The sequence below is a fragment of the Catenovulum sp. 2E275 genome (assembly GCF_025515275.1).
Taxonomy (GTDB): Bacteria; Pseudomonadota; Gammaproteobacteria; order Enterobacterales; family Alteromonadaceae; genus Catenovulum.
Map to the genome: position 1 here is coordinate 228,619 of NZ_JAOPFU010000004.1, position 13,657 is coordinate 242,275.

Annotated in this window: 12 protein-coding genes and 1 riboswitch; of the genes, 5 read left to right on the plus strand and 7 right to left on the minus strand. The window is 37.8% G+C overall.

The features are described from left to right. Nucleotides 1-115 precede the first annotated feature (115 nt). Nucleotides 116-2,854: an aconitate hydratase AcnA gene (gene acnA, locus N7931_RS04495; protein WP_262792227.1), complete on the plus strand. Its 2,739-nt coding sequence runs from the start codon at nucleotides 116-118 to the stop codon at nucleotides 2,852-2,854. A 51-nt stretch (nucleotides 2,855-2,905) separates the two neighbouring features. After that, nucleotides 2,906-4,045, plus strand: a complete 1,140-nt coding sequence (locus N7931_RS04500; protein WP_262792228.1) for a patatin-like phospholipase family protein — start codon at nucleotides 2,906-2,908, stop codon at nucleotides 4,043-4,045. An 89-nt stretch (nucleotides 4,046-4,134) separates the two neighbouring features. On the opposite strand, the gene asd is transcribed toward N7931_RS04500, so the two are convergent. The 4 genes from asd to N7931_RS04520 all read right to left on the minus strand — a co-directional run bounded on the left by asd (nucleotide 4,135) and on the right by N7931_RS04520 (nucleotide 7,427). Then, nucleotides 4,135-5,250 (minus strand): aspartate-semialdehyde dehydrogenase, encoded by a 1,116-nt coding sequence (asd, locus tag N7931_RS04505; RefSeq protein ID WP_262792229.1) that lies wholly within the window; start codon nucleotides 5,248-5,250, stop codon nucleotides 4,135-4,137. A 122-nt stretch (nucleotides 5,251-5,372) separates the two neighbouring features. Continuing rightward, entirely contained in the window at nucleotides 5,373-5,891 is a 519-nt protein-coding gene (gene def / locus N7931_RS04510) for a peptide deformylase (RefSeq protein WP_262792230.1), read from the minus strand. A 44-nt stretch (nucleotides 5,892-5,935) separates the two neighbouring features. After that, the gene (locus N7931_RS04515) at nucleotides 5,936-6,802 is read right to left on the minus strand and encodes a pirin family protein (RefSeq protein WP_262792232.1); all 867 of its coding nucleotides are present in this window, start codon (nucleotides 6,800-6,802) and stop codon (nucleotides 5,936-5,938) included. 22 nt (nucleotides 6,803-6,824) lie between these two features. After that, a complete protein-coding gene (locus N7931_RS04520) occupies nucleotides 6,825-7,427 on the minus strand; it encodes an FMN-dependent NADH-azoreductase (RefSeq protein WP_262792234.1) in 603 nt (200 codons plus the stop codon). Between the two features lie 129 nt (nucleotides 7,428-7,556). Here N7931_RS04520 and N7931_RS04525 point away from each other — a divergent pair, with 129 nt between their 5' ends. Next, nucleotides 7,557-8,441, plus strand: coding sequence for a LysR family transcriptional regulator (locus N7931_RS04525; protein ID WP_262792236.1), 885 nt, complete (start codon nucleotides 7,557-7,559; stop codon nucleotides 8,439-8,441). A 300-nt stretch (nucleotides 8,442-8,741) separates the two neighbouring features. Here N7931_RS04525 and N7931_RS04530 read toward each other — a convergent pair whose 3' ends face one another. Then, entirely contained in the window at nucleotides 8,742-9,593 is an 852-nt protein-coding gene (locus tag N7931_RS04530; RefSeq protein ID WP_262792237.1) for a 23S rRNA (adenine(2030)-N(6))-methyltransferase RlmJ, read from the minus strand. Between the two features lie 272 nt (nucleotides 9,594-9,865). On the opposite strand from N7931_RS04530, the gene N7931_RS04535 reads away from it, so the two are divergent. Next, nucleotides 9,866-10,387, plus strand: coding sequence for a DUF6702 family protein (locus N7931_RS04535; RefSeq protein WP_262792238.1), 522 nt, complete (start codon nucleotides 9,866-9,868; stop codon nucleotides 10,385-10,387). 289 nt (nucleotides 10,388-10,676) lie between these two features. Here N7931_RS04535 and lysC read toward each other — a convergent pair whose 3' ends face one another. Further along, complete coding sequence (gene lysC / locus N7931_RS04540; RefSeq protein ID WP_262792240.1) at nucleotides 10,677-12,029, minus strand: lysine-sensitive aspartokinase 3; 1,353 nt, start codon at nucleotides 12,027-12,029, stop codon at nucleotides 10,677-10,679. 72 nt (nucleotides 12,030-12,101) lie between these two features. Continuing rightward, nucleotides 12,102-12,275, minus strand: a riboswitch (Lysine riboswitch). Nucleotides 12,276-12,521: 246 nt separating this feature from the next. Here lysC and N7931_RS04545 point away from each other — a divergent pair. Further along, on the plus strand, nucleotides 12,522-13,301 hold the full coding sequence (locus N7931_RS04545) for a hypothetical protein (RefSeq protein WP_262792241.1): 780 nt from the start codon (nucleotides 12,522-12,524) through the stop codon (nucleotides 13,299-13,301). Nucleotides 13,302-13,563: 262 nt separating this feature from the next. On the opposite strand, the gene N7931_RS04550 is transcribed toward N7931_RS04545, so the two are convergent. Then, the coding region (locus N7931_RS04550) for a flagellin (RefSeq protein WP_262792248.1) at nucleotides 13,564-13,657 on the minus strand (94 nt) is incomplete at its 5' end.

A 13,657-nucleotide genomic window follows, 5' to 3' on the forward strand; every position in this document is an offset into this window, starting at 1 on the left:
TTTTTTGGCTTGAAACCCATACAAAAGATCCCTAACTTAATTATATACGTACAATTTTAGAGCAATCAGATTTAAAAAAATTCCACGTTAAAATTTCAGCCACGAGGGAAACACAATGCAAAAAACATGGCAGGCAGTTAAACCACTCACAATAGGCAATAAAACCTATCAAACCATTAGTTTTGAACAAGTTGAAACACAGTTTGATACCAACAGGCTCCCCTACTGTATCAAAATTTTATTAGAAAATTTACTCAGGCATGAATCAGCAGAGTTTGTTCAAACCTCAGATATTGAAACTTTAGCCAAGTGGGATACCCAAGCACAAACAGAAACTGAAATTGCGTTTGTACCTTCGCGGGTAATTTTGCAGGATTTTACAGGTGTACCAGCAATTGTAGATTTAGCTGCAATGCGTAATGCGATGCAAAATTTAAAAGGCGATCCGCAAAAAATTAACCCGTTTAATCCGGTTGAATTAGTGATCGACCATTCTATTATGGTGGATTATTTTGCTCAGCCTAACGCGTTTGAAAAAAATACTCAGGTTGAAGTTGAGCGTAATAAAGAGCGTTATCAATTTTTAAAATGGGGGCAAGAAAATTTTGATAACTTTAAAGTTGTACCGCCCGGACGCGGCATAGTTCATCAGGTAAACCTTGAATATTTAGCCCGCTGTGTATTTTCTAAAGAAACAGATGAGCAGCTATGGGCTTACCCTGACACCTTAGTAGGCACTGACTCACATACCACAATGATTAATGGTTTAGGTATTTTAGGTTGGGGTGTTGGTGGGATAGAAGCTGAAGCGGCTATGTTGGGGCAACCAGTGAGCATGCTGCTCCCTAAAGTTGTCGGGTTTGAGTTAACTGGCGAGTTAAATGCGGGAGTCACCGCAACCGATTTAGTATTAGCTGTCACCGAAAAACTCAGAAAACATGGTGTTGTTGGTAAATTTGTTGAGTTTTATGGCTCAGGGCTCAAACATTTATCCACCGCAGATCGTGCAACTATAGCTAATATGGCACCTGAATATGGCGCTACTTGCGGGATCTTCCCAATGGATGCCGAAGCGATTAATTACTTAAAATTAACTGGCCGTAAACAAGCACAAATCGACTTAGTTGAAACTTATGCAAAACAACTCGGAATTTGGCATGATGATAATACCCAACCAGCGAGTTATCATGAAACCCTAAGTTTGGATTTAACCAAGGTTGTACCTTCGATTGCAGGCCCTACCCGCCCCCAAGACAGAATTGCATTAACACAGGCTGCGGATGAATTTAAACACTGGTTAGATCAACGGATCGCGATTACCGAACAGCCACAAGGTGCTGATTTTGCCGCAGAAGGTGGTGATGAATTAGATGCTGCTCAGCCTCAACAAGCTGAATCGGGCGTAAGTGTAACTTACAATAATCAAACGTTTGAGTTATCAGCTGGCGATATTGTGATTGCGGCAATTACAAGCTGTACCAATACCTCGAATCCATCGGTATTAATTGCCGCAGGTTTAATCGCTCGTAAAGCTAAAGCTTTAGGGATCAGCCAAAAACCTTGGGTAAAAACCTCTTTTGCCCCTGGCTCACAAGTTGTGACTGAATATTTAACCAATGCCGGTTTAATGGATGATTTAGATGCGCTTGGCTTTAATTTAGTCGGTTATGGCTGCACCACCTGCATTGGTAATTCTGGCCCATTACCGGATGAGATCAGTGATGCAATCAGAATCGGTAAATTACCTGTATGTTCTATTTTATCCGGTAACCGTAATTTTGAAGGGCGTATTCATCCAGATACGGCAGCCAATTATTTAGCTTCCCCTCCTCTAGTTGTTGCTTATGCCATCGCCGGTAATATGAAAATAGATATTACAAAAGAGCCCATTGCCAAAGATAAACAGGGTAAAGATGTTTATTTAAAAGATTTATGGCCGAGCGAGCAGGAAATTCAGGCTATTAGCCAGCAATATGTCACCAATGAAATTTTTAGCAGTAAATACGCAGATGTCTTTAAAGGTAATTCAAGTTGGAATGAGTTAGATGTTTCAAGTCAAAAAACTTATGACTGGCCTGAATCCAGCTATATTAAACAGCCGCCGTTTTTTACGGATATGGGCAGCCAACCAAAACCATTAGAAGATATAAATAATGCACGCTGTTTAGTTAAAGTGGGTGACAGTATTACCACAGATCATATTTCACCGGCAGGTGCAATTGCCCCCCATAGCCCAGCCGGACAATATTTAACTGAACTTGGTATTAGCCATAAAGATTTTAACTCTTACGGCTCGCGTCGTGGTAATCACGAAATTATGATGCGTGGCACATTTGCCAATGTAAGACTCAAAAACCAACTTGCTCCGGGCACAGAGGGCAGCCATACCTGCTATTTCCCGGATGACGAAATCACCTCAATTTACGATGCGGCAATGCGCTATCAAGCCAACCAAACACCCAGTATTGTGATCGCAGGTAAAGAATATGGTACAGGCTCTAGCCGAGATTGGGCGGCAAAAGGGCCTGCACTTTTAGGTGTAAAAGCGGTATTAGCTGAAAGCTACGAACGTATTCACCGCTCAAACTTAATTGGAATGGGCATTTTACCTCTGCAATTTAAAGCTGGCGAAAGCGCTGATTCTCATCAATTAAATGGTAGCGAGGTATTTTCTATTCCAGCGATTTCAGCCGGACAAAAATCAGTAGAGGTTAGTGTTAAAGATGCTCAAGGCAAACAAAAAACCATCACTATGATGATTAGAATTGATACCGGCAATGAGTTTAAATATTACCAAAACGGAGGCATTTTACCTTTTGTTATTAGACGGTTATTAAGCTCTACAGAAAGCTAAATTGAGTATATACTCAATTTATGCAGCTCTGATAATCATAACTAAAACTAAATGACAGATAAAAATAAGTTCGGACTTTTGTTGTTAGGCGGCGGTGCCCGCGCCGCTTATCAAGTCGGAGTGCTTAAAGCCTTAGCACAAACTCTGCCGCGTAAACATGGCCTGCCTTTTCCAATTTTATCCGGTACGTCTGCTGGGGCTATCAATGCAACCGCATTGTCCTGTTATGCATCTTGCTTTCATTTAGGCGTTAAAAAACTTGAATGGGTTTGGAAGAACTTTCAAACGGACATGGTTTACCAAAGTAATTTCAAAACCTTATACCGTAATTTACTTAAAAACTTTTCACCATTTAAAGATGAAAATATTTCGGTTAAAAACGAAAGCTGGTTTGATAACTCACCATTGCGGGAGTTGCTTGAACACCTATTAGATTTAAACCGGATTCAATTTAATATTGATAACCATTACTTAAAAGCCATTTCAGTAACCGCATCGTCTTACCATACTGGTGATTCGGTTTGTTTATATCAGTCCGGTGATGAGATAAAACCATGGGTTCGGGCAAAACGCAGAGGCATTCACAGCCCGATAAAAGTTGAACATTTAATGGCATCTTCGGCGATTCCTATGGTATTTCCATCGGTTGAATTACACGGCGAATATTTTGGTGACGGCTCAATTAATCAACTTGCACCTCTCAGTGCCCCGATTCATTTAGGCGCACAGAAAATATTTATTATTGGAATGGATCAACCTAAAAACCGCTTTTTTGATCAAAATGCTAAAGCCATCCCCCCTACTGGCGGTGCGATTGTCGGTCATTTATTAGATACTATTTTTAGCGATGTTTTAACCAGCGACATTGAAAGAATGGAACGCATTAATCAAACGCTTAACTTTATAAGACCAGAATATCAGGATATGTCGGGCTTAAAAAATATCCAGACGTTACAAATAAACCCAACTAAAAGTTTTAGCGAAATTGCAGCCAAACATTATGAAAGTATGCCTTTCTCGATTCGCGGTTTATTAAAGATTTTAGGTATTAATGCAAATACCGCTCATAAATCGAGTTTAATCAGTTATTTGTTATTTGAACAAAATTACTGCCGCGAATTAATTCAAGTTGGTTTTGAAGATGGAATGGCTCGAATTGACGAAATTCGAGCATTTTTAGAAATAGATTAATCGCGTTATGAGTTTTACTGTAGCGCCTATACAAAAAAAGCGTCTATTACGACGCTTTTTTAAACTTTAACTAATTTGAAAACTAATGTTTAGTCTTCAAGCAAAATGCGTAACATTCTGCGTAATGGTTCAGCTGCACCCCATAATAATTGGTCGCCCACTGAGAAAGCAGAAATAATATTATCGCTACCCATTTTCAATTTACGGATACGGCCAACCGGCACATTTAAAGTACCTGTCACTTGTGCTGGAGTGAGTTGATTAATGGTTGCTTCTTTTTCATTAGGAACCACTTTTGCCCATTGGTTATGAGCGGCTAACATACCGTGAATTTCATCTAACGGAATATCTTGTTTTAATTTAATCGTGAATGCCTGACTATGACAACGCATAGTACCAATACGCACACATAAACCTTCAACTGGAATAACATTGCCGTCATGGCCTAAAATTTTGTTAGTTTCGGCTCCGCCTTTCCACTCTTCACGGCTTTGGCCATTACCTAAATCACTGTCAATCCAAGGAATTAAGCTACCCGCTAAAGGCACAACAAAATTATCTGTTGGGAAACCATCTGAATTTAACGCAGCTGTTACTTTTTTATCAATTTCTAAAATGGCACTTGCTGGATCTTGTAATTCAGCAGCAACTGACTGATTTAAATAACCCATGCCTGACAATAATTCACGCATGTGTTTTGCACCACCACCAGAAGCAGCTTGATATGTCATTGACGAAATCCAGTCAATTGCATTGTTTGCAAATAAACCGCCAAGACCCATCATCATTAATGATACTGTACAGTTACCACCAACATAAGTTTTAACGCCGTTTGCTAAACCTTGCTTAATCACACTTTGGTTAACTGGATCTAATACGATAATGGCGTCTTTTTCCATACGTAGAGACGATGCTGCATCTATCCAATAACCATTCCAGCCAGCTTCACGTAATTTTGGATAAACCGCTTTTGTATAGTCACCACCTTGACAGGTGATGATAACATCCATTTTTTTAAGCTCATCAATGTTGTTTGCATCTAATAATAAGCCTGCATCTTTACCAAAGTTAGGAGCAGCCTGGCCTGCTTGCGAAGTTGTGAAAAAAATTGGCTCAATTAAGTCAAAATCTTTTTCTTCAACCATGCGGTTCATTAACACTGAACCAACCATGCCACGCCAACCAACTAAACCTACTTTTTTCATTAACAATATCCCCTTAATGAGCTGAATGAAATTTAAATTTAAGAGCCAAGATCATACAGAAAAACAAGCCGTTCGGCTAGATTTAGTCCAAAATAATCGCCATTTATTATAAAAATTGCGCACTATTTTGAACACTTTTGATACCAAAGTGCTTCGCTGATAACCTGTTTTGAACTGGTGATATGATCAAGCCATGTCTGACCGATTAAATGATCATATTCATGTAAAAAAATACGGGCAACAAAACCTTCAAGTTCAATAACTTGCTGCTCGCCGATTTGATTTTGATAGCTGACTTTAACCCAATTTGAGCGGCTGATAAAACCACGTAAACCGGGGACAGATAAACAACCTTCCCAAGCCTGATTTTGCTCTTTGCTTTGAGCCTCAACTTTTGGATTAATCATAGCCAAAGGCGGCATATCTGGCGCATTTGGATACCTAACATTAGGTTTACTGGCAATAATTAAAATAGCTCTTGAGTCAAAAACCTGCGGCGCTGCAATTCCAACTCCGTTGGCTTCAATTAAAGTGGTTTTAAGTTCATTAATAAAGTTAAGCAAGTCAGTATCAAATACGCTAACTTGCTCTGCTGTTTGCTGTAATACGGCTTCGCCAACCTGGGCAATTTTAAATGTCATTTGCGGTATACACTTTAAGCTGTTGTAGCCTAAAGTGTACTGTTTTATGCGGTTAGCTGTCCATTTTGATAATCACGTATTGCTTGTTCTATTTCAGCAAATGTATTCATCACAAATGGACCATGCTGGGCAATAGGCTGGTTTAACGGTGTCCCGGCAATCAACAAAAACCGGCTATTTGGTGCCGCATTTAGGCTAATTTTACCTTGTGCTGATAAACGGCCTAATTGCTGCTCTGTCAGTTTTACTTTATCGTCTGACACTAAAATTTCTCCCTGATAACAATACAATAAAACCGTTTTGTCATCTGCAATTTCAATCTCAATATCAGACAATTGTGCAACTCTAAAATCAGTATAAGTCGGCTCGGTTTTAACCTGCTGAACCTTACCTGTTACTGCTTTTTGGTTAATCACACTTTGACCCGCAATGGCGGTAATTTCAAAACCATCGAACTTAACAACAGGTAAATCATCTGGCGAAATATCCTCGTAGCAGGCGGGTTGCATTTTATCTTCTGCGGCTAAGTTCAGCCATAATTGAAATCCATGCATTTTGCCTTCTGTTTGTTTTGGCATTTCAGAATGGATAACTCCCCGTCCGGCTGTCATCCACTGCACACCTCCATCGCTTAACAAACCAATATTGCCCATGTGATCCTGATGTTCCATTTTGCCTTGTAACATATAGGTAATGGTTTCAAAACCACGATGCGGGTGTGGCGGAAAACCTGCAATATAGTCATCTGCCGATTCAGAACCAAACTCATCCAACATTAAAAAAGGATCAAAACGTTCAGCTCTTGGGCCTGAAAATACACGAAGCAGTTTGACCCCAGCACCATCAGATGTTGCTCTGGCGGGTATTTTTTCAACCAACTTACGGATTTTATCCGTTTGTATACTGTTCATTTTATCCTCCTAAATGCGGATATTAAGCTTTTACTAATTCAGCAATTTCTTGCTTGGCAGTATCAATACTTGGCTCTCGCTGCTCACCCATATTTAAGGCTTCAGCGTATACAACCTGAGTTTGAGTTAAACCAATAAAGTTTAAAAAGGTTTTTACAAACTGAATTTGGGTGTCGTGCGCTGCGCCTTTATGCACGCCGCCACGTGTTGTAATTAAATAAACAGGTTTATCATCAACTAAACCAACAGGACCCGTTTCAGTATATTTAAATGTAACACCAGCACGCGCAATATGATCAAACCAAGCTTTTAGCATAGATGGCACGTTAAAATTATACATAGGTAAAGTGATGACTAAGGCATCCGCTTGTTTAACTTCATCAATCAAACTGTCTGAGTAATCTACTTTTTGCTGCTGCTCGCTGCTTCGTTGCTCTGCTTCAGTTGATAACGCCTGAATCCATGAAGCATCAAAGTGTGGCACAGCTTGATCAGCAAAACGACGCTGAATAACCGACAGTTGCGGATGCTTGATTTTAAGTTGCTCAATTAAACTATTAGCAAGCTGAGTTGAAACGCCATGTTCACCAAATAAACTTGAATCAATTTTTAAAATACTTTTCATATCTACCTCTATTTTTATGTGCTAGAAATTTTGTATGAGTGATATAATACAAACATTTTTTTAATCAATTAAACTAAAATTCTGCTATAAACAATCAAATTTTTAGATGCTTTATCTTAACGGTGATTTATGAAGATTCCTAAAATTAGTCTCGAACAATGGGCTGTTTTTAAAGCTGTGGTAGATGAAGGCAGTTTTGCCAAAGCAGCTGAAGAGCTAAACAAAAGTCAGTCAAGTATCAGTTATATTATTAGTAATCTTCAAAAACAATTACCGACTCCAGCAATGGTAATTAAAGGCAGAAAAGCGGTGTTAACTAAAGCCGGTGAAACTCTTTATCGGCATGCTAATAATTTATTAGATAACGCCAGCAATGTAGAGCAAATTGCAGCCCATTTAGCTTTAGGTTGGGAAACCGAATTAACTTTGGCGATTGATGGGGTTATGCATATTGAGCCGGTTTTGGAGGTTATTCATCTGTTTTCAAATCAATATCCACAAACCAGAATTCGGATATTAGAAACTGTGCTCTCAGCAACCGATGAAGCTATTTTAGAGAAAAAAGCCGATATTGTTTTATCCCCTAAAATTTTACCGGGATTTTTAGGCACACCAATTACAACCATAAAAATGATTGCGGTAGCTCACCCTGAACATGCCATTTTTTCACTGACCCCGCCAATTAGTGAAGCCGATTTAAAACTGCATAGACAAATTGTTATCCGCGACTCTGGGATTAAACGCCAGCAAGATGCAGGTTGGTTAGGCGCAGAACAAAGGCTGACTGTTTCGCACCCAGATACCTCCATTAAAGCGGTAAAAGCCGGAATCGGGTTTGCTTTTTTACCACTTGCTATGCTGCAATCCGATTTAGATAACAACCGTTTAAAAGCCATTGAACTGACGAATCATTCGTACCGTAAAATGCCAATTTATTTAATTAACAGTAAACCTGATAGTTTAGGACCTGCCGCCGCAAAATTAAGCCAGTTGTTACTTGAAGAATTGAATTGAATTAAATTCATTTGAATTAAGCTTACGCTAGAGCCTGTTTATCTTTGTTTATAATTTAAGCTGAGAGAAAAAATTGTCTTAGACAAGGCAAAAATAACGAAATTTAGTCGTCTAAAAGAATTATTTTTAACGCCGTATAAGACAATTTTGGCCTCAGCCCGAAGGGCAATGGCTATTTTAACCCTTAACTTCATTAGAATTCGTTTATTTAGAATAACTAAACCACACTCATTCTGCTTTGTTAATGATTAAAATAGCCTATTGCTCAAAAATAATACAAAGATAAACAGGCTCTACTGATTATTCAGGCTTAACTAACCACTCAATGTCTACGTAAGCTTGATCATCCTGCGCTAATAAAGGCAATAACCAGTCTGTGACCTGTTTAATTTGCAGATCTAACTGAAACGGTGCATTAATCACTAACATACCAGAGCCATGCATACCAAAATCCTGCTGCTGCTCACTCACCGCGAGTTCAATTTTGAGCATGTTTTTAAAACCCTGCGCTGATAATTGCTTAATTAAGCTGTGGCTATAATCACGCGAACTCGCTAAAACTGGATACCAAATTAAATAAATACCTGTCGCCCACTTTTTATAAGCAGCTGAAACCTGTTTTACAACTTGCTGATAATCTTGTTTTACTTCATAAGCCGGATCAATTAATACCAAACCTCTTGCCGGTTTAGGGGGGACACAAGCGCCTAACCCTTCAAATCCATCTCTATGATGTACTGATACCCGTTCATCCGCTCGCATATTTTGTTTTAATAGCCGGATTTCATTATTATGCAATTCCATTAAAACAAGGCTGTCTGTATCACGTAAAGATAACCTTGCTAACTCAGGAGATCCCAAATACTGGCTACAATTGCCCTGTTTATCTACCCCTAATAAATCAAGGTAATTCTGAACCAGTTCTGGTCTACCACTGTGTTGAGATAATAATTGCTCAATGCCTTGTTTATATTCAGACGTTTTATTGGCTTCATCTGATGCTAAGTCATATATGCCACGCCCACTGTGGGTATCTAAATAAACAAAAGGCTTATTTTTTTGTTTAAGTTTTTCAATCACGCCTAACTGAACCAAATGTTTTAAAACATCGGCGTGATTGCCAGCATGAAAACTATGACGATAACTTAACATTTTGTAACCTTTTTGATCGGAATAATGAAATATTTTTTGGTAAATAGTATACCTTGGTTACATATTTTTTTATAATACTGTATTGAAATTTTTATAGTCATCACCATATAAATTACGGGTTTATGACATTTTTTAGACATTTATTGATTTTTTTTTATGCAGATTATTTAAATAAAAAAAATTTATAAAAATATTGAACTTTTTCCCTTGACCTTAATCAAAAATTAAAACAAATTATTAACAACAACTTAATATTTATATCTGGTGTAAACGTGAAACAAAATTCTAATAAACTATTAAGCAGTTTGGCATTAATGTTTTTATTGCCATTAAATAGTCAAGCGGATAGCCCTGAATCAAGCAGTAGCTCCACCGAGTTATCTGTTGATGATGAAACGGTAAAATTAGCGCTAAAGGTAAATCGTAAACTCATTGAAAGTGATTTAGTTGAAGCCAAAGACTTACCTGATATTGATGTACTTGACCTACAAGCCTATCAATCTTACCTTGAATATTATTTTCAGGAGTATTTACCTGTCACTAAAAACGAAGGTGAGCCGGTTAATTTATCAATTAAATCAGCCGATTTAGTGGATAGCGATACGGTTGTTTTTAACTTTGAAGCGCCATTAGAAGATGCCGATTTATTAAGCATTAATAATCGTGTTTTATTTGATACCAACGATGAACAAGTCAATAAAGTTAAAGTTGCAGAAAATAGCTATACTTTTACTAACGCAGTAGATGAACCTCTTATTGTTTGGCAAAAAGGTCACGGTGATTCATTGGTTTAAACCAGATTTTAAATAAATATTAAGTTACCAACAAAAAAAGCACCTAAGGTGCTTTTTTTGTTTTTAATAATCTGTTTTTACTTAACCTCAATTCGGGTTAAAGTGTATTCTAACTATCTGAATTATTTAACCTTATAGCTCAAAATGGTTTCTAACGAGAATTTTTTTGTGAGGACAAGGCAAATTCACGCGTCAATAGCTAGCCTATTGCAAGTGAATTTAACGCAGTCCCCATGAAAAAAGGCCGTTTGAAACATATTCATTAAACCGAGTTGAGGTTACTTAAGCATTAAATCGCATCAAATAATTGAGCATGTAAATGCTCAACCACTTTTCCAGCATCTTCTGTTTTAGTTAAGAAACAGAAATTATGAGCACTCGCTCCCTGACAAATCATACGTAAATTAAAGTTTTCTAGTGCACTTAATAATTTACCGCCCACTCCTGAATTAGCCTGTAAATGGTTACCAATCACAGCCACTAAAGATAAATTATCTTCGACTTTAACATCACAAAACTCGGCTAGTTTTTCTAAAACCAGTGGGTTTAATCCTTTAGATGTTGAGTTAGTTGGATTATCTATTGTTAACGAAACTGATATTTCAGAAGTTGTGACTAAATCAACACTAATTTTATGCTCAGCTAAAATGGTAAATACTTTAGCTAAAAAGCCGCTGGCTAATAACATACTTGGGCTTTTTAAAGTCACTAAAACCTGATCTTTACGCAAAGCAATTGCACGATAAGGTGGTTTATTTTCTACCTGATTTAAAATCCAAGTACCACCCGCTTTAGGCTCTCGACTACTACCGACAAATACCCCAACACCACGACGAATTGCCGGAATTAAAGTAGCCGGATGCAAAATTTTAGCGCCAAAAGTAGCCATTTCAGCCGCTTCATCAAAACTAATTTCAGGAATAGGACGTGCAGCCTGAGTTAATCTTGGATCTGTGGTATAAATGCCGGTTACATCAGTCCAAATTTGCAATGTTTCAGCATCTAAAGCTTCTGCAATGAGTGCCGCACTATAATCACTACCACCACGGCCTAAAGTCGTTGTATGGCCTTCATCATCAGAGCCAATAAAGCCTTGGGTAATAAATACGGTTTTTTCTAATTCTGGCGCAATTAATTTTTCAGCTTGTAAACGAGTTTGCTCAACATTTGGTTCAGCTTTGCCATAGTTATTATCAGTTTTTAATACCTGACGAATATCAAAATTAACTGCATGAGCACCGCGCTGGCGCATGACTTCAGCAAATAATAGTGATGACATTTGCTCACCGTAAGACTGAATTTGATCTTTTAACTGCATTGAGTTAACTAAGTTTTCAGAGTTAGCAACTGTTTTTAATTCATTTAATAAGTTGTCTAATGCTAAACAAACCCATTCAGGCTTACCTAAAGCTTCAACAATTGCATACTCAATTTCTCGAATCTCAGTTAAAGTTGTCTCACGCTCAGCAAGCGTAATTTCAGCACGGGTTAAACTCACTAAACGGTTGGTAACGCCGGATTGAGCGGACACACAAACCACTCGAATATTAGAATCGGCCAAGACAATATCAGCACAGCGCGACATGGCTTCAAAGTTGGCGACACTGGTTCCACCAAATTTAGCAACGATAAGGTTTTTCATTATTTTCCCCGAAAATTAAATTCTAAAATAGGGAAAGCAGAGGCTTTGAAATGAAGAAAAGACTTCACAGCAAAGGCCGAAAGCTCTCCACCTAACTGGTGACAATTAGTAGGATTCAACCTCACTAACCGAAATTTAATAAAAACTAAGTTACTAAACTTCTCGGCGGATGCTCCCCTAGCTGGAAATCGTCAAGGCTTAGCCCTCTCCTTCCAGTTACCTGAACACCGCTCCTCTTCCGGTCTTTGAGATCAGCACAGGGCTGATTTAAGACGCGCGCGCATTAAAAAGCAAATTGAGTTAAAAATCAACTATTCATTCAAAATTCATTTATTTAGCTTTGAATTATCTTAATCAAAAATAACCTAATAATAAATGTACTAAAGCGTGAAGAGTTTTACTTTAAATAATTAAACTTTGGTTTACACTCTTTTTAAAGCCCGATAAAGTTAAAACTCAAATAATCATAACTTGAATGAAGATAAAACTTAGATGAAAGATGTAAATTCAGAAAAACAATTTGAGCATTTTAATGACGCCGAAGAGTGGCAAAATTTGCCGGAGTTAGAATTATTTGATGATGATTTATCTTTTGTCAAAAAACATGATGATATTGATTTATCTGACAGTGCGGAATTAGATGATTTAGCGTTTAATGCACATGAAGAGCTTGATTTAAGTGCCCCTGAACTTGCTAATATCAAAGCAGTCACACTACCTGATGATATTGATTCTCCAACGGATTATTTTTCAAAGCCGGTAAGTTCACAAGTTCAACTTAAAGAGCCTAAGCTTGAACAAGCTGAGACAAATATAAATCAGCAATTATTAGATTGTCTTAATCAGTTAACCAACCAAGTGAACAATCTGGCAGCTCAAATTGAGTTATTAAAACCTGCCAAGCCTGTTCTTAATCCACAAAAACTTTTTGCAACCGGTGTTTATTACGCTAAGCATAAAGACTACATTCACGCCGCAAAATGGTTTAGGCGTGCAGCACTTGCCGGCCATGCAAAAGCTATGTTTTATCTAGGCACTATGTTTATTAAAGCCGAAGGTTTACCGCAATCTGTTATTCATAGTTATGTTTGGATGAGTCTAGCTAATATATATGGCGCAACAGAAGCTAAAGCAGTTCAACTAGATTTACAAAAGCATTTAACAGCCAGAGAGTTGAATTTAGCGCAGCGTTTAGCCGCAGATAAATACGAAGAAATTGAAGATAATCAGCTTAGTATTCAAGCTACAACAACAGATACAATAAACGAATAAAGTAGAATCAATAAATAGAAAGGTTAAATTTGTTGAACGACAGTAGCAATGCCAGGAGGTAGTGAGGGTTTAGGCCACTACTACTGCCGTACAACACCTGTATAAGTCACTGATTAAAGATTAAGGGAGTCTAAAGTCAGTTTTTTGACAAATACAGCGCAAAACATTTTTGCATCTAAAGTAAAGCACAAAGCAGGCCAACATTTTATTCCATTAAAATTCATTCGCCTGCCATTTTAAGTTCAGGTTATTCGATTAAATATTAACCTAATAAAGACAATGCAGCTTGTGGTCTTTGATTTGCCTGACTTAATACCGTGGTACTTGCCTGTTGTAAAATCTGGTTTTTAGTTAAT